Genomic DNA, 19,264 nt, shown 5'->3' on the forward strand with positions numbered 1-19,264 from the left:
TCCACCAGCTTAACGGTATTCTTAAGTAGCGTTTAGTCCTGCTTTGCCCACGCTCAAAACCTGACCTTGGGGGACCTTCAAACGTTTATAGGCTGTCCAATCCGCCTGTAAATTTTACATAGAACTAGCTTGGTACTAGCTTGAAAAATGGAAAAGAGTACCTACTCAAGAATATCTCAAACATTATAGCACAAAACATAAATGGAATACCAGCAAGCAGGTTGGGATACTTCCTTTATTTTCGTGAGGTGAACGATAGTGTTTAAAGAAATTAGAAATGCGACTGTTATTGTACTCGGGGCGGCTTTGATCGCTGCGGGTTTTAACCTGTTCCTCGTGCCCCTTCATTTGCTTAGCGGCGGCGTGTCTGGGCTAGCGATGCTGACCGCCTACTTCACTCCCCTCGATATTAGCACGATGTATCTGGCTTATAACGTACCGCTCCTGATCGCCGGGTTGTTTCTGCTGGGGAAACGATTTATCGGACTGAGCATCCTGTCGGTTGCCGCTACAACCTGGTTCATTACCTTGATTCCGACACCGGACAAGCTGCTGTCATCGGATACCCTGCTCTCTGCAGTCTTCGGCGGTGTGCTCGTCGGCATCGGTTGCGGGATCTCGTTCCGCGTCGGCGGCTCGTCTGGCGGCTTCGATATCGTAGGTTCGATCGTGACCCGCTTCCGCGATTTCCCCGTCGGCAATGTGATCGTCGGACTAAACGGCATCGTCATCCTTGCGATGGGGTATCTCGAAGGCAACTGGGATCTTGCTCTGGCATCCATGGTCTCGATCTATATTACCGGCAAAGTCGTTGACCTGATTCATATCAGTCATATCAAAGTCACGTTGTTTATTATCACTGACAAAACGGAAGCATTGCTGGAACGACTGCTGACACTGCCGCGCGGGGTTACGTTGATGAAAACTCAGGGCGCTTTTTCCCACAAAGAAAAAGATATGCTGATGACCGTCACGACCCGCTATGAACTGGCTGAACTGCGGGAAATCATCAAGCAAACCGATCCCACCGCTTTCGTGAATATCGTGGAAACGGTTGGGGTGATGGGCGCGTTTCGGCGTCGTTAAGCGTTTTCTTGAAAGAAGCGGCCGTTTTCAAACGGCTGCTTCTTTGTTATAATAATCACAGCGGTTCCTTCACAATTTTAAAGGGTTCAGCTTTACCCCGTATTTCACAGGCTTTTTGCTTTTCCGATTTAGGATTGATTCCGCGGCGAATGATTCTGAAAGGAAAGGGTGATGGGTGTGGAAATGGAAACGGTAAGACTGGAACAAATCGTAAAGAAGTGGTTTCCGGATATGCTGCCTTTTCTGAATCAAAAGGAACTGAACTCTACGATTCTCCTCCGAGATGGCTTAACCATCTTGGAACCGCAGGATGCACTGGAGATTATTCAATTCAGCATCTGCGAACATCAAAACCCGGCGTTGCTTCATTAAAATATGTAACGCTTCCATGCAGGATGAGGTCGTTTCTTCTGCTTATGCAGGGGAAACGACTTTTTGCGCTCTTCTCGTCTATGAAACTCTGAAACTTTTTACCAATTATGACATTCCTGTTCCCTCTAGGGGCCCCTCTTCCGATATAATTAACAGCGAGTGCATACAAGGGAGAGATATCATGTGAACATCATCTGGACATTACTACTTCTGGCCTTGGGAACAGGCAGCGGAGCAGCGCCTCAAGAGCAGGCTGCGGGGAACGAAGCCGTGCAGGCGAACACGATGTGGACATCGGTCGCGCACACTTTTAAGGTTAATCTAGCAGAAGGTCGCCTGGACAATCCTATCAAACCATCGGATTTGAAGGTAGACCCGCAGGTAGATGCTCCGAAAGTGAAGGGGATTTACGTTACAGCTTACAGTGCCGGGGGATCCCGCATGGATCAGCTTGTTGATCTCGTCGATCAGACCGAGCTGAATGCGATGGTCATCGACATTAAGGACGATTTAGGGTATATCACATACAAGACGGATAATTCCGATCTCATCAAATGGGGGAAACCGCAGCCGTTCATCCGCGACATCGATGCGTTAATGGCCCGTTTGCAGAAGCATGATATTTATCCAATCGCCCGGATCGTCGTGTTTAAGGATACGATTTTAGCCAAGAAGCATCCGGAGCTTTCCTTCCGCCATAAGGACGGATCGGTATGGAGCAACGGCAAGGGCGACAGCTTCGTAAATCCTTATAACAAAGAGGTCTGGGATTATAATATTGAGATTGCGAAGGAAGCAGCAAAATTAGGCTTTAAGGAAATTCAATTCGACTACGTGCGTTTCCCGGAAGGCTTCGAGAAGCGAGCAGACAGTCTAATCTATACCAAAAATGAGATGAGCCGCGTTGATGCCGTCTCCTCATTCGTTAAATACGCCAAGGAGCAGCTGGAACCGTTGGGGGTTCGGGTGTCCGTTGATATTTTCGGGTACGCCGCATCTGTGCCTGCGGCCGAAGGCATCGGCCAGGATTTTGTGAAGATCTCCGACAACGTGGACGTCATTTCTCCGATGATTTATCCAAGCCATTATACAACCGGATGGTTTAATGCCAAAGACCCTGACAAAGCTCCTTACCAGACCATTAAGGGTGCGGTGCAGGATACTCAGACCAAGCTCGCGGAACTTGGCGAGAAGCAGCCGATCATTCGTCCGTGGATTCAAGACTTTACGGCCAGCTGGCTGGGAAGCGGTCATTATATCAAATACGGCAAGCATGAAGTGGAAGAACAAATTCGGGCGCTAAAGGAAATGAAGGTGGATGAGTTCCTGCTCTGGAACGCCTCCAACCGTTATACTTCCGGCGTCGATTATGAATAATAAAGCTGCACCGCCGTCGAACCCGGGCCTGTTGCCCGGGTTCGGGTTTGGTTGGGCTTGTACTCAAGTAACTACTATGATCGGAGTTAAGTGGTTTTATGAAACAAACGTATACCCTGAAGCAGAAATATGCTCAATTTTTACGCATTTTAGTTCCGATTCTGATCACCCAGGTCACGATGTCGTTAATGACCTTCTTCGATACGATGATGTCCGGCCATGCAAGTCCGGCAGACCTGGCGGGAACAGCGATCGGATCAAGCCTTTGGATTCCGGTGCAAACCGGTCTCAGCGGGATCCTGATGGGCATCACGCCCATCGTGTCTCAGCTCGTAGGGGCCGGAGAGAAGAATAAAGTAGGCTATCATGTTATTCAGGCAATCTGGTTATCGGTAGCCGTGAGCCTGGTTGTCCTGCTGGCCGGTGCACTGTCGGTCTCCCCTGTGCTGAATTCGATGGGCCTCGAGCCCAAGGTTCACCATGTGGCTTTCTATTTTCTCGTGGCGATTTCCACAGGAATCGTTCCATTGTTTGGTTATATCGTGCTGCGTTCGTTTATCGATGCGCTCGGGCAAACGCGCATATCGATGATGATTACGCTGATCTCGCTTCCGTTAAACGTAGGCGCCGGATACCTGCTGATTTTTGGCCGCGGCGGCTTCCCCCGTCTTGGCGGCATCGGCTCCGGAATCGCTACGGCTTTTACGTATTGGTGCATTTTCCTGATTGCCTTGTGGATCGTGCATCGGAAGGAACCGTTCGCGGCGTACGGCGTGTTCGGCAAGCTGCATCGCGTATCGCTGACCAAATGGTGGGAGCTGATGCGAATCGGCGTCCCGATCGGCTTCGCGATCTTTTTCGAGACGGCGGTCTTTGCCGCGGTGACGCTGCTGATGAGCCGGTTCGATACCGTCACGATCGCGGCTCACCAAGCGGCGAACAACTTCGCCTCAACGTTGTACATGATCCCGCTCAGCATCTGTCTGGCGCTGACGATCCTCGTCGGCTTCGAGACCGGTGCTGCCCGGCTCAAGGACGCCCGGCAATACGCGGCGCTTGGTATCGGCACCGCTGCCGCTATGGCATTGGCCACCGCTGTCCTGCTGATGCTGTTCCGTACAGGTGTCGCCCAGCTCTACTCCAGCGAACCCGAAGTTGTATCGCTAATCAAGCACTTCCTGGTATACGCGATCTTCTTCCAGATGTCCGATGCCATTGCGACGCCCACCCAAGGCGTGCTGCGCGGGTATAAGGACGTCAGTCCCGGCTTCTGGATCTCGTTGCTTGCCTACTGGATCATCGGCCTGCCACTGGGATACTTCCTGGCCAACTACACGTCGCAAGGCCCTTACGGATACTGGATTGGCCTCATTACCGGGCTGGCTGTGGCCGCTGTCTTGCTGCTATATCGCCTAATCATGATCCAACGCCGTATAGCCAGCCGCCTGATTCATCCGGCGGAATCGCCATAAGAGAAGCCCGTGACCTTCCTTCGGTCACGGGCTTCTGTCCTTAGCGCGGTTCGCTGATGGCCACGACGTACCCTGCCCCAGGCACCAGCCGCTTCTTCTCCACAATCGTCAGCTCCGTGATTGTAGGAGCGGGCAGCACTTGCCGCTGCAAATGCTCTTCCGCCGCGGCAAACGCCTCTTCCTCCCCATCGGCGGCAATGACAATCGTAAACGGACCGGCGGAGGTCTCGGCCTCCAAACGATACAGGTACATGTAAGATCCCCCTCTGATCCTTAAGCTCAACTTATTATAGCATGATAGCAGACTTACCCATATCGTGGAGTTCCATCAACGGGCATCAAAAGAAGCCGTCCCATCAAGGGAACGGCCCCCGTCATCTCTAACGGTTACTTAGCATAGGGATTAAATTCGTTGGTATACAGATCCTCCGGTTTCAACTGTCCCTCCTTCAGTTCGCCCTCGTTAACCAACCAATCGATCCAGCGCTGGTATTCATCCGGAGTGATCACCCCTCCTTCCGTAGCAATCCCCGGGCTCCTCCAGTATTTCAGATTCAGGGTTGCGTCTTTGCCGTCTCTCTTCTCAACGATGCTCTCCATTCGCTTGATCACTTCTTCTCGCGGCGTGGTGCGCTCCCACTCGATCGCTTTCGCGACGCCTTCAACGAATTGCCTTACTGTATTCGGGTTGTTCTTAATATACTCCTCAGTAAAAAAGTAATCCCCTGCCGTAAACTCCGTCTGATAAACGTCGATATCCTTGAATAATTCCACGAGACCGCCTTTTTCCAAAGCCCGGTCTCTCGCTACGCCGCTTAAGAGAACAACATCGATCTGACCGCTGCGCAAAATTTGCTCCGCATTTCCCGAAGGCACGGTAACCAGGGTTACTTGGCTGATTTCTTTATCGGTTAATCCGCCGAATCGCAAGTAATCCTTGGTCATAAATTCCAAATGCGCGCCTAACGTGTTAACACCAACCTTTTTGCCGATAAAATCTTTAGCCGTCCGGATCGGGCTTTCCTCCAGCACATAAGCGCCGATGTACGTATCTTTATCGCTGCCGTACGAACCGACCACCGATTTGATCTTGACGTTCTGGGCCACCGATTTAATGATCGCCCCGTTAAACGCCGACCCAAAATCGGTCTGCCTCGTCGCCGTTAATTGAATGCTCTCTGGACCACCTGTTGTGCTGCCGATAGACTCCAGCTTCACATCCCCCAGAAACCCAAGATCCTCAGCCAGCTCCGGAAATGACACCGCACCCGGGGATGAATTGTATTGGAGCACCTTATCTTCGCCCCCGTTTGCCCCGGCTTTGCCTCCAGCGCAACCCGCCAGCAAGGCCCCGGCAACCAGCGCCACTGCCAGCAGTGTTATGGATTGTCTCCTTGATTTATGCATTTGCTCACACCGACCTTTATGTTCGTTTGGAATTAGATCAAAGCGGATGGCGCTTCTTGGCGTGAAGGATAAGCGGGAACCGATAATCCTAAATTGCCTCGTAATGTGGTGCTCTCATATTCCGTACGGAACAAACCCCGCCGCTGCAGCTCCGGAATGACAAGCTCGACGATATCGCGAAATCCTTCCGGGAACGTAGGCGGCATGATGTTGAAGCCGTCCGCCCCTTCATTCAGGAACCATTCCTCCAGTTGGTCGGCGATCTGCCCCGGCGTACCTACGATTTCCCGGTGCCCCCGTGCTCCGGCAATATGCTCATACACCTCGCGGATCGTGGTTAATCCTTCACGTTCGGCCAGCGCCCGGATCAGATTGGAGCGAATCTGCGGATTCGTCTTGTCCTCGGACGCTGCAAATTCCGGCAGCGGGGCATCCACATCATAGCCCGTCAGATCGGTCCCGATGAAGTTAGACAAATACTCCAAGCCAACTTCCGGCAAAATGTAGCTGTTCAGCTCCTTCCGCTTGGCAATCGCTTCTGCCTCCGTCTTCGCCACCGTGATGAACACCCCCGGCATGATTTTTAGATCATCCGGCTTACGTCCATACTTCGCCAGTCGGCCCTTCACATCCCGATAGAACGTTTGGGCTTCCTCCAGCGTCTGCCATGCGGTGAAGATGACCTCTGCGGTTTTGGCTGCCAGCTCTTTGCCTGCCTCCGACGAACCCGCTTGTACGATGACTGGGTGCCCCTGCGGCGTGGAAGGTGCGTCCAGCAGCCCCTGAACTTTAAACCACTCGCCTTCAAAATCCAACGGATGAAGTTTCTCGACGTCCAAGATTCGACCGCCTTCCTTGTCAAGGACAATCGCCTCCCGTTCGATGGAAAGCCAGAGCTTCTTCACGACTTCCACAAACTCATCCGCCCGTTCATATCTGCGGGCATGCTCAAGATGTTTGGGCTTGCCGAACAGCAGCGATTCCCGCTCATTGGCAGAGGTGACGACATTCCATGCCGCGCGCCCCTTCGACAAGTGATCGATCGCCGCGAATTTCCGTGCCACTTGATAAGGCTCATTATAGGTTGTCGTCAGCGTCGCGGTGAGGCCGATATGTTTAGTGACAGACGCAAGCGCGGCGAGAATAATCAGCGGATCCAGCTTAAGGGCCGATGCTGCCTGGTTACCAGAAGGGCGCAGGCCAAGGACGTCGGCGAAGAAGATCATATCAAACTTCCCTTGTTCAGCTAACCGTGCCAAGTCCTGCAAGTACTCGAGGTCGAACGTACGATGAGCCTCAGTTCGCGGATGCCGCCAGCTCGCCACGTGATGCCCCGGCAAATTAAAGAAAGCTCCCAATTTCATTTGCTTGTTTGACATCGTTCACCACTCCTAGTTTTCCAATTTGTTTAGTCATATTTTGACTATAAGAAAAACGTCGATTGACGTTATTCCCAACCTTAATCTCGTCAATTAGCCGTTCGTCTGCGTATTCCATTTCGATAATTTGCGTTCTAAACTTACTAAACCGTAGTTAATGATCAGACCCAGCAAGGAGATGGCAAGAATCCCCGCATACATCTTCGGAATTTCGAAGTTGTACTGCGAATACGTGATCAAATACCCGAGCCCTTCCTTCGCCCCGACCATCTCAGCGGCAATCAATACGAGAATCGCCCCTGTCCCAGCCATGCGGATTCCGGTAAAAATCGTTGGCACGGAGGCCGGCAAAATCACCTTCAAGAACAGCTTGGAAGAGGATAACTTCATCGACTTGGCGGACTTGATGAGCAAGGGGTCGACGTTGCCAACGGCCGCGATCGTATTCAGAAGGATCGGCCAGGCGCAAGCAAAGAGGACAATTGCAATTTTGGAGGTCTCCCCAATACCAAGCAGCAGCATAAACACCGGAAGCAAGGCCAGCGCTGCGGTATTCCGGAACAGTTCAAGGATCGGATTTAGCAGCTCCCGCGCTGTAGGGTACCAGCCAATGATGAGTCCTAACGGAATGGCCACAATCAAGGCCAACAGAAATCCGGTCAGTGATCGGACAATACTTGCCGAAAAGTGTTGGAGCAATTCACCCGAAGTGATCAAGTGAACCAGGGACCTCACTACCTCAGTGAACGGCGGCAAAAATGCCGGATCGACCAGCCCCAATCGGGGAGCGGCTTCCCATAGCAGAAACAAGCCAATCAGAACAATCGATTGCCGTACCAATTTGCGCAGACCTGCAACCAGAGCTACTTTTAAATTCCTTGCCGGCAGGCTTGCTGGGACGGACTTTGCGGTTTCCATTCGTATCCACTCCTTTTTTCGTTTAGATATAAGCTCCTTGATACACCGGCTCGTGAAGCAGATTCCAGACTTCATGACGGATCTTGACGAAATCGGGATGGGAGCGAACATCCGCATCGTCGAGTCTCGACTTGAGCGGGACATCGACGATATGCCTAACCGTACCTGGGCCTGGTGTGAGAACGACAACCCGTTCCCCCAGATAAACAGCCTCATCAATCCCATGGGTGATAAAAATAATCGTCTTTTTCGTTTGCCCCCAAATCCTTAACAGTTCCCCCTGCAAAGATTCCCGCGTCTGGGCATCCAATGCCGCAAACGGTTCATCCATCAGCAGCACATCCGGGTTAAACGCAAGGCTGCGAGCGATCGCGACGCGTTGCTTCATCCCGCCGGACAGCTCATGCGGATATCGGTCGCCGAAGGATGCCAGGCCGACAAGGGAGAGAAAATGATCCGCTTGTTCCTTCCTTTCCTGCTTGGGCACCCCTTTGGCCTCCAGACCAAACTCAATATTGCCCCGGGCCGTCTTCCAAGGAAATAAGGCGTATTGCTGAAACACAATGCCGCGATCTAAACCTGGACCGATAATTTCCTCGCCATCCATCAGAATTCTCCCGCGGGTCGGAGCGGACAAGCCGCTGATCATATCCAGCAGCGTTGATTTACCGCAGCCGCTTGGCCCAACCAGCGTTAGAAATTCTCCTTCCCTGACGGTAAAGTTCAGATCCTTGACCGCCGTAAATTGTTGAGCTGCCCCGCTTTTTTTAGGGTCACGGACGGTGAACGTTTTCGTCACATTCTCGAACTTGATTTTTGCATGTTCTGACATTCCATCTACCTCCCCATTGTTTCATTGGAACAAAAAAGGCCCAGTAGACAAGACGCAAGCGTCTCTGTCTGCTGAGCCTCCGGTGACCCGGTCAGCGATATTTTAAATTCCAACTATTTCGATGTGATTATATTAACATCTTGGATTTCTTTGTCAACCCCTCAATGGATTTGAATTTATAAAAAAAGGAGCCAGGTCATAAACCCGACTCCCTTAGTTAATAAGGCCTAGCTCTAAATATTATTACTGCGACAACCGCGATGCCAGCTCGTACAGCTCCATGTTAAACGGCTTCTTCGTGCTAACGACCTTCTCGATGTCGGTCAATACCATTTCTCCGCCAATCACGCCGCAGGCTTTGTTCGATTCGCCCGCAATGAGGCTGCGAACGGCAAAGTCGCCGAGACGGCTGGCCAAGTTACGGTCAAACGGGGTAGGCGATCCGCCGCGTTGAATGTGACCCAGCACCGTTGCACGTGGTTCAACAGAGGGTTGACGTTGCTTGATCGCTTGTACTACGTCCTCGCCGCTGCCAACGCCTTCGGCTACGATCACGATGCTGTGGCGTTTCCCTTTTTCAAAGTTCTGCTTCATGCGGTCTGCAACTTCGTTCAGGTCAAACGGTACTTCCGGTACAAGGATCGTCTCTGCACCTGCAGCCAAACCAGCATGCAGCGCGATATCGCCGCAATGACGGCCCATCACTTCAACAACAGAAGCCCGTTCGTGAGAGGACATCGTGTCCCGCAGCTTGTTGACCGCATCCACAACGATGCTAACTGCGGTATCAAAACCGATGGTGTAATCCGTAAAGGAGATGTCATTGTCGATCGTCCCCGGCAAGCCCATTGTCTTAATGCCCAGCTTGCTCAGCTTCTCTGCCCCTTGATAGGAGCCGTCGCCGCCGATGACCACAAGGCCGTCGATGCCGTGCTCACGCAAAATATCCGCGCCTTTCTGTTGGCCTTCCGGCGTCTTGAACTCCAGGCAGCGTGCGGATTGAAGAATCGTACCCCCGCGCTGAATGATATCGCCAACACTGCGAATGTCCATTTGGAAAATGTCATTATTCAGCAAACCTTGATAGCCGCGTTGAATCCCGTAAACTTCCAGACCGTAGTACAACCCGCTGCGGACAACGGCGCGTACAGCTGCGTTCATCCCCTGGGAGTCTCCTCCGCTGGTAAGCACTGCGATTTTTTTAACTGCTGACATGATAATTCCTCCTAATTCAGTTGTAAGTAAGTTAACAAATGCACGAAATCTTAAAGATGCTTGCGAATCCACAGGCTGTTAGCGAAAAAGAACAACCGCATCAACGGGCTCCGGCGCATCAACCGTTTGGATACCTCGCGGATTTCGTCCTGCTGGCTGACCTTCGGATCCGATAAATACAAGGCCAGCAGGCCTTCAATGATCATTTTATGAAACGAGGAAGCCGGCAGCTTCCGGATATCCTGCCGCGCTCCCTCGACGATCAACGTGATTCGGCTCAACATCGTTTCCTTGCTATCGTAGTAACTGCAAAAGTTCAAATCCCCGCCAAGCTCATCCTCCGCTTGGTCAATCAAGTAGTCCAGCAGGATATGCAGCCCGCAGACATGCGGAAAATAAGCCGCGTGGATCGTCTTGGCACTTCGTTCATCCAGCCCTTTGTGACTGGACGCCAGGAACAACATAAACACCCCAAGGGTGGAGCCTGTCGCTGCCGCGAATTCATTCCATCGCAAATGCGGCGCACGGTGCTCATGTTCAGCCCACCAGCTGAGCAGCTTCGCCTCGCGTTCCTGCGGGTCGATGTGCTTGTACACCTGCAAATCGGTATAAAGTCCTACAAGATCAACGATGTACGGCATAGCTGCCGAGTAACCCTGCAATTCAGCAATTTGGGTCTGACAAGTCTTCACCAGTCGGTGCAAATAACCGCCATCATTCTGCTCCTCGCGAAGGGCATAGTAATTTCGCAGTTGTGCCTCCGGGTTCACCGCGTCGAGCATGCTCTGGTGCAACAGCCGGAAATCCTCAGGATCCTTGGAGGTGCTTCGGTCACATAAATTGTCCAAATAATCACTGATCGTTTGAAACGCAACGATAAGCGGAATCAAGACGTGACGCATCGGCAAATTGGCAGCCGCATATACGGCACCGCCCTGGCAATGGAACTTCTTCGTCGCGATGCTGGCCAAAGCTTGTCGCCTTAGCTCAGGATCGGGAATCGCATCGGCATCCTTCCGCCAACGCTCCAACTCCTCATGGACATCCGGCAAAATAAATTTATAAACCCGACTCATCAGCCGGATCGGCTCCTTCGGGAATTGGTTTCGGCTTTGCTCAAGTTCAATCAATGGCTTGCCTCCACTGCGTTGTTAATACGGCCTGTCTGAAAACCAATCTATATTATAATATGATCCAACTTTTAGCACAAATAAACAAAATCACATATGTCTTTTGACCGAGGGCTCTTCCTGGACCGTCCGGTACCAAATCAGCAAATCATTAATCTGGCTGGCCAGCTCGGCGATCTCCCCGTTCAGACGACAGCTGCGCTCAAAGTCGGTCTCTTCGCTCATTTCGTTCAGCTTGTGCTCAATAGATTGCTCCAGCATCATCACTTTCGTAGGAATTCTACCGCGGACTTCCTCCCAATAGGCGATCATCGCCAGCCGTTTATCCAGCTCATATTCGTCAAAAGGGCGCTCCAGCATCGGCACATGGATATCCAGCCGCTCATCGTATACAAATCCTTCGATCATGGCGTCTCGCCTCCTTCTTAAGATTAGTATAAAGGATTTTCGTCAACAAAACGGAAATTTTATTGCCGCTGAACCTCTGGATTTCTGGTATACTGCTAGCGTAAAGCAAAAAAATGATGTGACTGCAGAAACGGAGTACATAAACCCCATGAATCGGAAAATGACGGCCCGCACAGATATCGCATGGCTGCGCGCCTTTACCTTTACCATATACGGAACAAGTGTCCTTGTTTCCTCTTACTTCCCGCTATTCTACGCCCAGTTGGGATTTTCGACCAGTCAAATCGGCTTGCTGTACGCGCTGGGTCCGATGATCTCCGTCGTCTCTAATTTGCTGTGGAGTCTAGCCAGCGACCGTTACCAAACGATTAAGAAAGTTCTGCTCATCCTATTGATCGGGCAAATTGCGCTGACCTTTCTTTTATCGGCATCGACCTCATTTTCGATCATCATGGCGGTTATTACGTTGTTTTACTTTTTCTTCTATCCGGTCTTTCCGTTGTCGGATACGATCTCGATTACAACCGCCAAGCAGCATGGCATCCATTTCATCTCCATCCGTCTGTTTGGATCGTTCGGATATGCTTTCTTTGCTTTGCTTATCGGCTACGTACTTGCCCGAATCGGCTCCTCCAATACGATGTGGGTGTCGATTGCCATCGCCGGCCTTGCGCTAGGATTCATCCTGTTCGTCAAGGACCAGCCAACCACTGTGGCGAAGATGGACCTATCAGGCATTTGGGGGATTTTGCGGCAGAAAGAGCTGCTCTGGTTCTTTGGCTGCGTCTTCTGCCTGGCGATTGGCATGCGAATGAACGAAGCGTTTATTTCGATCAGCCTGAAGGAGCTGGGAGCGGGCGAGAATCTCATCGGTTGGGCAATGCTCGCCTCATCGCTGTCGGAAATCCCCATATTTATCTACCTCAGCTTCCATGGGGAAAAATATAAAGAACTGCCGCTCCTGCTGATCGCCAGCCTGATGTTCGCCGTCCGGTTCCTGCTGATGGGGTTGACCGGGTCGCCTTACGGTATCCTGGCGATCCAGGCGATGCACGGCGTGACGTTTGGTATTTTCTATGTCACAGCCATCCGCATGCTCACCCGGCTGATCCCCGACGAATTCCGGGCCACGGGCATGGCCTTGTACACCATCGTCTGGTCAAGCCTCGCCGGACTGCTCAGCGGAACCTTCGGCGGCGTGATGTTTGAACAGCTCGGGCGCCAACCGTTCTATCTGACGGCGATGGGCGCGGCACTGGTCGCCTGCATTGGGTTTGCCAGCCGTTATTTTCAGAAGGGACCGGGAGAGAGCACTCCCTCAAAATTCGAGCATAAAGCCTAAAAAATCAAGGCGAAGTGCCATCACGGCGCTTCGCCTCTTGTTTGTCTCTGTTCAAAGGACAAGTCTTCCTATATAATAGTTATTATCAGATGATAGTACCTGGTGTTAAATTTGATAAAGCAGGTGAAAACGCATGGATTTCGCTTTGTTTCGGGATATCCTTCAAACCCGCCGCAGTATCCGGGAATTTACGCAAGAGCCTGTCAGCATTTCCGATATCGAGGATCTTATCGACTGCGCTCGCTATGCGCCCAGCGACACGAATTCGCAAACCTGGGAATTCATCGTCGTGATGAACGCAGATAAAATCAAGCAGATTGAGGATTTTACCTGGGCCAGCCTGCATGAAATCGCAGCACGTGCCACCGAACAGGGGAAGGATCGGGAAGCCAAGCTGCTTGTAAAATCGTTTGGTCCTTATGCTACCGCTTTTTCCGGCGCTCCAGCGTTAATCGTAGTTCTGTCTACGCCGTACACATCGAAGTTCCGTGAACGAATTTTTGACCCGATCTCCTTCGTCACGCCTGAAATTTGGGAAGAAGAAGGACTGAAGAGCAGTTGTCTGGCCGCACAAAACCTGATGCTGGCCGCACATGCCAAAGGCCTGGCCACTTGTCCGATGACCGGACCAGTACTGCTCGCCGAAGATAAATTGCGCGAATTCCTCAACATTCCTGCCGATCGCGGAGTGAATATGGTCATCGCGCTGGGTCATCCGGCGATCTCACCCAAGCCGGTGCCGCGGAAGGACGTATCCGAGATTTTGCGGATCGTAGAGTAAAGAACATGAAGAGGCTCTTTCCAGCAACCTGTTGGAAAGAGCCTCTTTCTGATCTGGCTTAGGACAACCGGCCGTAAGCCTTCAACGTTTTCAAAATCTCGACAGTAAGCCAACCGCGCCATTCCTGCTCGCCCGCCGGGCTGACCGCCGGGAACGTCAGCGCCCATCCACCATCCTCCTGCTGGGTGCTGATCAACCAATCGAGGTGCTTCATGGTGTCTTCCTCCGAGATGAGCTTCGCCGCGTAACTCTCCGGCGTTGGTGCGTAGTCCAGCACTTTATGGACGTACCCCTCCGCCAGCGGATCCCGCTCAATCCCGTTTGGTCCGGTCAGCCAGGCATCCAACCTGGATAGCGCCTTCACCGCCCGCTCCTGATCCGGTACGTGTTGCAGGAAGGAAATCCACTGGACAGCGTCATGATAATCCCCGGGAAGGCCTTGCTCTATACATTCCCAGAGAAAGGCGATATTTTTTTGGAACCAATCTTCATGAAAAAAGTCAGTGCGTTCCTGTTGCCCCAGCAACATGCCGATGATGCTTCCCGTCGGGTTGATCGAGGGAACCCCGTCCTGCTCGGTCGTCCACCACGGTGCATGCGGATATCGGTTCACTTCCGTAGTTGCCCGCGGCAAGCCGCCGCCCGACAGTGTCATAATGCGCAAGTAACGAAGCACACCGTCCATCAACTCCGCCCCAAATCCGCTCACCTCGCGAATCACCAACAACGCCGTTTCCGTGGCCACCGGCTGACTATGCGGACCGCGCATATCCGGCTCCAGCGCATGGCCAAAGCCGCCATCTGCGTTCTGGTACGGGCGAAGTGCACGAAGCACCTCCTCCGCGCTACCTCCTTCAAAGTGGTAAGCAAACCGCTTGCGATCGAGCAGCCGGGCATGCGAATAAATAAACGAACCTGCGCGTTCCAGCACATTCCGTTCTTTCATCTACATCCTCGTCTCCTTCATCACTTCGGATTCGAATACCCAATCGGGATTAAAAACAACCTCCCACAAATGCCCGTCGGGATCTTGAAAATATCCGGAATATCCTCCCCAGAACGTGTCGTGAGGTGGAACCACGATCTTCGCTCCTGCGGCTTTCGCTTGCTCCAACACCTCATCCACTTCTGCTTGGCTCGCCACATTGTGGCCCAGCGTAACTTCCGTTGGACTTGGAGCATGAAGCGTTAGACCAGTGTCATGGGCGATATCCGCCCGCTTCCACAACGCCAGCTTCAGTCCCGCCTGCAAATCGAAAAAGGCAACCGCTCCGTGCTCGAACTCTTGGCCTACGATCCCCTCCGTCGCCCAGCCAAGACCATCCCGATAAAAATGCACCGCTCTATCCAAATCCTCCACACCTATCGTTAATACTGACAATCTCGGTTTCATGCATTCATCCTCCTTTTTTTGTCGTAATCAACACGTCTACACGTTCAAGCCGGCGAGATCGGCTTAAATCCGGTACCGCTCAGCCAGCTCCGCTGCGCGCTGATGCAGCTCCTCGCGCATCGCCTGGGGCTCAAGGACTTCCGCATCCCGGCCAAAACCAAAGAAATAGGAAACCGCCCAATCCCATTCCGAACCCGGCAGGGTACATTCGAGCCGCCACTCGGCCTCCCCCACCTGCTGCACCTCCTGACCAAAATGCGGATCCTGCTCCGCCAGCAGCGAACCGCGATACGTCAGCTTCACGCGCAGCCGGAAATCCTCTCTCCCGGTTGACGACCGGGGGGTCGCCCCTTTGGCGGCCTCTCCCCTGCCGCCACCTGCGCCCGGTGGGGGAGGGATCTCAGCCGCCTCAACGAAGCGATCGACGCGGAACGTTCGCTTCTCCCCGTGCTCCAGCGACTCGGCTTCGCAGTACCAGAAGCCGTGCGCGGCGTACACGCGCAGCGGCTTCAACGTCAGCTGCCGGCGATAATTCAGCGAGCGGTACTCCGCTCGGATCCACTTTCCGCCGGCGGCATACGCCATCAAGGCGCTGAGGAACGGCGCCTGGATGCCGCGCTCCGGCACCTCCATCTCCACGTGCCGGAGCAATGGAGCAATTTGCCCCAGCATCTGCTCGGGCAAAGCGGAGCGGATCTTGTCGGCGACGGTCCGTTTCGCCTCGCGAAAAGGGCTGTCGGCGTATTTGCCGATGCCGTCCAAAGCCAGCAGGACGGTCAGCGCCTCCCCGGCGTCCAGCTGCAGCGGCGGCAGCCGAAAGCCGTCCATCAGGCGATAACCGCCGCCCGGCCCTGGAAGCGCAACCAAAGGAATGCCGATTTCCGCCAAGGCCTGCATATCGCGAAGCACCGTCCGCTTAGACACCTCCAGCTTGTCCGCTAAGGATTGCGCGGTCTCCGGGCGCTGCTGCAAGGCCATCACAATTGCCATCATCCGGTCCATTCGGTTCATCGCGCTTGGGTTCCCCTCCCGTTAACATCACTATAGCAAACGAATGGTGACAACTGATTGTCACCAATTCAACCCGTTTATTTTCATTCTAGCTATGTATACAAAAAAACACAGCCCTATAAAGAGCTGTGTCTTTCATTATCGCGCTTAGTACCAAACTTTATAAGTGATCCGTTAAACGGAATTGATCTTATAATTTGATTACGTTAGCAGCTTGAGGACCACGGTTGCCGTCAGTGATTTCGAACTCAACGGCTTGGCCTTCTTCTAGAGTTTTGAAACCTTCACCTTGAATAGCGGAGAAGTGTACGAATACGTCTTCGCCACCTTCAACTTGGATGAAGCCATAGCCTTTTTCTGCGTTAAACCATTTAACTGTACCTTTCAAATGAACAACCTCCTAAAAATAATCGCCATCATTGACGAATACCCATATTATACTCTATGCCCACCGACAATGCAACGTGTCTGTTTGCCCACAACTTTTCGCACGAAAAACGCCGCCAGAATCGTATGGTTTCATTTGCTTTCCTCGGGGGCGTGAGTTATCATTTTACATAAAATATTCCCACTATACTGCGGGTTTCATACCTGCGGAGCAAAGCCAAAGATTGGAGAACGTCAGAGATGATCAAAAAACACGAAATATACAAAAAAGACAAATGGAATATGATGACGGTAGAAGTTCAGGGCAGATACATCGTTCTCCGTGAAATTTCCGACCAATGGGGCGAGGAATCGCATACCTTCCTCAGTCGCCCAGCCATGATGGATTGGGTGAAACGCCGGTTCCCGAAAGAGGAATATGCCGGCAACGAGGCGGAATGGAATGAAATTATGAACGCGTTTAAACAGGTGTAGCCCGCCATTCAATCTCGTACGAAACGGAGCATGGATTATGATGGACACTTCCAATCTCTTGATCTTCATTATTTGCGCTTTTGCGCTGGGCATCGTGGTCATCCTGAACAAGGATCGGCTGGAGCCGCGTCTTAGGCGTGGTCTTGCCCTAGCCTCCGTCGTGCTGATTGCACTGGCGTTTGGGCTGATGATTTACAGCTTCCTTGTTTGATCCCCTATATTTCCTGCAGCAGGCGGTCATACTAAGAAAATGCCCAAAGCGAACCGACCCTAGGGCTTGGATCACGTTGGGCTCCCGACATTCTTAAGGGAGGTTTTCTTGGTATGCGATCGAAGCGCATTTCGCGTGCGATTCCCCTGTTGCTCACCGGCTCCCTGCTCGCTGCCGCATTCCCGGGCAGTGCTGCGATGGGCCAGCCGACCTTATTTTACCCAGACCAAAGGAGGATTCCGATGAGCACTGTAATGAAACGTTCTGAAGTGCCCAAAGAGCACACATGGCAGCTCCAGGATTTGTTCCCGGATCAAGCTGCTTGGGACAAATCGTATAACGACCTTAAGGCGTTGAAAGACAAAGCCTCCGAATTCGAAGGCAAACTGACGGATGCACAACATATCAAAGCCGTGTTTGAACTGGAAGATGAGCTTTCACTGCAAATTGAGCGGCTCTACGTATACGCCCATCTTCATCATGATGAGGACACCACCAACCCTACATATCAGGCCCTAGTGCAAAAAGCGAAAAAGTTAAGCGTCGAAGTCAGCGAGGCCTTGTCATTTATTACGCCGGAAATTTTAGCCCTGCCGGAGCAGGAGCTCGACAAGCTGATTGACGATCCTGCGCTGGGGGATTACAAGTTCACCTTGCAGGAAATCAAACGCGAAAAGGCGCATGTTCTCAGCAAAACGGAAGAAGCGTTGCTTGCCCAAGTGGGCAATTTGTCGCAGGCGCCGCAGCAAATTTTTGGCATGATCAACAATGCCGATATGAAATTCCCGAAAATCAAAGACGAAAACGGAAACGAAGTGGATTTAACCCACGGCAGCTACATTCAGTTCCTGGAGAATCCTAACCGCGAAGTTCGCGAGCGGGCATTTAAAGCAGTTTACGAAACTTATCGGAAGCAGAAAAATACCATCGCCGCTACGCTGAGCGCGAACGTGAACAAGAACATGTTCTACTCGCGGGTTCGCAAATATCCTTCCGTGCTGGAAATGTCTCTCTATGGGGACAACATTCCGAAGGAAGTGTATACGAACCTGATCGACGCCGTGCATGAAAGCTTGCCGCTCCTGCAACGTTACATGAAGCTGCGCAAGAAGCTGCTGGGCGTTGACGAACTGCATATGTATGACTTGTTCGCTCCGCTCGTTGAGGAATACAAGTGGGAAATCCCTTATGAAGAAGCGAAGAAAATGGTCGCGGAAGGACTCCAGCCGCTGGGCGAGGAGTACCTGAAGGTGCTTCGCGAAGGCTTCGAAAACCGCTGGATCGATGTGTACGAGAACGAAGGCAAACGCACCGGCGCTTACAGCTGGGGCGCTTACGGAACCCATCCTTACGTGCTGCTCAACCATAAGGACAATCTGAACAGCATGTTCACTTTGGCGCATGAGATGGGGCACGCGTTGCATTCGTATTTTTCGGATGAAGCCCTGAAATACCGTGATGCCCAATACACCATTTTCCTGGCTGAGGTCGCTTCGACGACCAACGAAGCGTTGCTGATGGATTATCTGCTTAAGAAATCCACGGATCCGAAACAGAAGCTGTACCTGCTGACTTACTACGCTGACCAGTTCCGGACCACGTTGTTCCGGCAAACGATGTTCGCCGAATTCGAGAAGCTCATCCACGAGCGCGCAGAAGCCGGCGAATCGCTTACACCGCAGGAACTGTCGGAAATTTATTACGACTTGAACGTGAAATACCATGGCAAAGACATGGTTGTGGATCAGGATATCGAAATGGAATGGGCACGGATCCCTCATTTCTATACGAGCTTCTACGTTTATAAATACGCTACCGGCTTCTCTGCAGCGACCAGCTTCTCCAAGCAAATTCTTGAAGAAGGCAAACCGGCGGTTGACCGTTATCTCGGCTTCCTGAAGAGCGGCGGCAGCGACTATTCGATTAACATTCTGAAAAAAGCCGGGGTCGACATGTCTTCGCCGCAGCCGATCCGCGAAGCGATGAGCGTGTTCGAGAACGTGATCGAGCAAATGGAACAGTTGACGAGTTAACCTGTCCTGGCCCCTATCGACTACAAAATCCCTTGC

The 19,264-nt window shown here is 52.3% G+C and carries 21 protein-coding genes; 9 read left to right on the forward strand and 12 right to left on the reverse strand.

Annotated elements, in window-relative coordinates; translation table 11 throughout:
• Positions 1-258: 258 nt before the first annotated feature.
• The 4 genes from M891_RS0110090 (at position 259) to M891_RS0110105 (ending at position 4,307) form a co-directional block, all read left to right on the forward strand.
• Positions 259-1,086 (forward strand): YitT family protein, encoded by an 828-nt coding sequence (locus M891_RS0110090; protein ID WP_028538738.1) that lies wholly within the window; start codon positions 259-261, stop codon positions 1,084-1,086.
• 171 nt (positions 1,087-1,257) lie between these two features.
• On the forward strand, positions 1,258-1,458 hold the full coding sequence (locus M891_RS0110095) for a hypothetical protein (RefSeq protein WP_176222413.1): 201 nt from the start codon (positions 1,258-1,260) through the stop codon (positions 1,456-1,458).
• A 183-nt stretch (positions 1,459-1,641) separates the two neighbouring features.
• On the forward strand, positions 1,642-2,835 hold the full coding sequence (locus M891_RS0110100) for a putative glycoside hydrolase (protein WP_028538740.1): 1,194 nt from the start codon (positions 1,642-1,644) through the stop codon (positions 2,833-2,835).
• Positions 2,836-2,933: 98 nt separating this feature from the next.
• Positions 2,934-4,307, forward strand: coding sequence for an MATE family efflux transporter (locus M891_RS0110105; RefSeq protein WP_028538741.1), 1,374 nt, complete (start codon positions 2,934-2,936; stop codon positions 4,305-4,307).
• Between the two features lie 40 nt (positions 4,308-4,347).
• Here M891_RS0110105 and M891_RS0110110 read toward each other — a convergent pair whose 3' ends face one another.
• The 8 genes from M891_RS0110110 to M891_RS0110145 form a co-directional block, all read right to left on the reverse strand.
• Positions 4,348-4,560 (reverse strand): DUF3906 family protein, encoded by a 213-nt coding sequence (locus tag M891_RS0110110; RefSeq protein WP_028538742.1) that lies wholly within the window; start codon positions 4,558-4,560, stop codon positions 4,348-4,350.
• 134 nt (positions 4,561-4,694) lie between these two features.
• Positions 4,695-5,714: an ABC transporter substrate-binding protein gene (locus M891_RS0110115; RefSeq protein WP_028538743.1), complete on the reverse strand. Its 1,020-nt coding sequence runs from the start codon at positions 5,712-5,714 to the stop codon at positions 4,695-4,697.
• A 32-nt stretch (positions 5,715-5,746) separates the two neighbouring features.
• The gene (locus tag M891_RS0110120; protein WP_016312749.1) at positions 5,747-7,093 is read right to left on the reverse strand and encodes an LLM class flavin-dependent oxidoreductase; all 1,347 of its coding nucleotides are present in this window, start codon (positions 7,091-7,093) and stop codon (positions 5,747-5,749) included.
• A 93-nt stretch (positions 7,094-7,186) separates the two neighbouring features.
• Positions 7,187-8,011 carry an ABC transporter permease gene (locus M891_RS0110125; protein WP_051416905.1) on the reverse strand — a complete coding sequence of 275 codons (825 nt, stop codon included), beginning with the start codon at positions 8,009-8,011 and terminating at the stop codon, positions 7,187-7,189.
• A 22-nt stretch (positions 8,012-8,033) separates the two neighbouring features.
• The gene (locus M891_RS0110130) at positions 8,034-8,843 is read right to left on the reverse strand and encodes an ABC transporter ATP-binding protein (RefSeq protein ID WP_028538745.1); all 810 of its coding nucleotides are present in this window, start codon (positions 8,841-8,843) and stop codon (positions 8,034-8,036) included.
• Between the two features lie 243 nt (positions 8,844-9,086).
• Entirely contained in the window at positions 9,087-10,058 is a 972-nt protein-coding gene (gene pfkA / locus M891_RS0110135) for a 6-phosphofructokinase (RefSeq protein ID WP_028538746.1), read from the reverse strand.
• A 50-nt stretch (positions 10,059-10,108) separates the two neighbouring features.
• A complete protein-coding gene (locus M891_RS0110140; RefSeq protein ID WP_028538747.1) occupies positions 10,109-11,188 on the reverse strand; it encodes a tetraprenyl-beta-curcumene synthase family protein in 1,080 nt (359 codons plus the stop codon).
• Positions 11,189-11,278: 90 nt separating this feature from the next.
• Positions 11,279-11,596 (reverse strand): hypothetical protein, encoded by a 318-nt coding sequence (locus M891_RS0110145; protein WP_016312754.1) that lies wholly within the window; start codon positions 11,594-11,596, stop codon positions 11,279-11,281.
• Between the two features lie 148 nt (positions 11,597-11,744).
• Between M891_RS0110145 and M891_RS23690 the strand changes: the two genes are divergently transcribed.
• Both M891_RS23690 and M891_RS0110155 read left to right on the forward strand, forming a co-directional pair.
• Positions 11,745-12,938 carry an MFS transporter gene (locus M891_RS23690; RefSeq protein WP_051416906.1) on the forward strand — a complete coding sequence of 398 codons (1,194 nt, stop codon included), beginning with the start codon at positions 11,745-11,747 and terminating at the stop codon, positions 12,936-12,938.
• Between the two features lie 133 nt (positions 12,939-13,071).
• On the forward strand, positions 13,072-13,719 hold the full coding sequence (locus tag M891_RS0110155; protein WP_028538748.1) for a nitroreductase family protein: 648 nt from the start codon (positions 13,072-13,074) through the stop codon (positions 13,717-13,719).
• Positions 13,720-13,777: 58 nt separating this feature from the next.
• Here M891_RS0110155 and M891_RS0110160 read toward each other — a convergent pair whose 3' ends face one another.
• The 4 genes from M891_RS0110160 to M891_RS0110175 all read right to left on the reverse strand — a co-directional run bounded on the left by M891_RS0110160 (position 13,778) and on the right by M891_RS0110175 (position 16,511).
• Entirely contained in the window at positions 13,778-14,665 is an 888-nt protein-coding gene (locus M891_RS0110160) for a prenyltransferase/squalene oxidase repeat-containing protein (RefSeq protein WP_028538749.1), read from the reverse strand.
• Positions 14,666-15,112 carry a VOC family protein gene (locus M891_RS0110165; protein ID WP_028538750.1) on the reverse strand — a complete coding sequence of 149 codons (447 nt, stop codon included), beginning with the start codon at positions 15,110-15,112 and terminating at the stop codon, positions 14,666-14,668.
• A gap of 63 nt (positions 15,113-15,175) precedes the next feature.
• Positions 15,176-16,123, reverse strand: a complete 948-nt coding sequence (locus M891_RS0110170; RefSeq protein ID WP_028538751.1) for a helix-turn-helix transcriptional regulator — start codon at positions 16,121-16,123, stop codon at positions 15,176-15,178.
• A gap of 190 nt (positions 16,124-16,313) precedes the next feature.
• Positions 16,314-16,511, reverse strand: coding sequence for a cold shock domain-containing protein (locus M891_RS0110175; protein ID WP_009222768.1), 198 nt, complete (start codon positions 16,509-16,511; stop codon positions 16,314-16,316).
• Between the two features lie 239 nt (positions 16,512-16,750).
• On the opposite strand from M891_RS0110175, the gene M891_RS0110180 reads away from it, so the two are divergent.
• From M891_RS0110180 to pepF, 3 genes are all read left to right on the forward strand, one after another.
• The gene (locus M891_RS0110180) at positions 16,751-16,984 is read left to right on the forward strand and encodes a hypothetical protein (protein ID WP_009222767.1); all 234 of its coding nucleotides are present in this window, start codon (positions 16,751-16,753) and stop codon (positions 16,982-16,984) included.
• Between the two features lie 37 nt (positions 16,985-17,021).
• The gene (locus M891_RS25320) at positions 17,022-17,195 is read left to right on the forward strand and encodes a hypothetical protein (protein WP_016312761.1); all 174 of its coding nucleotides are present in this window, start codon (positions 17,022-17,024) and stop codon (positions 17,193-17,195) included.
• A gap of 242 nt (positions 17,196-17,437) precedes the next feature.
• The gene (pepF, locus tag M891_RS0110190) at positions 17,438-19,228 is read left to right on the forward strand and encodes an oligoendopeptidase F (protein WP_028538752.1); all 1,791 of its coding nucleotides are present in this window, start codon (positions 17,438-17,440) and stop codon (positions 19,226-19,228) included.
• The last annotated feature ends 36 nt before the right edge of the window (positions 19,229-19,264 follow it).

Origin of the sequence: Paenibacillus sp. J14, assembly GCF_000518465.1 — a bacterium.
Classification (GTDB): domain Bacteria; phylum Bacillota; class Bacilli; order Paenibacillales; family Paenibacillaceae; genus Fontibacillus; species Fontibacillus barengoltzii.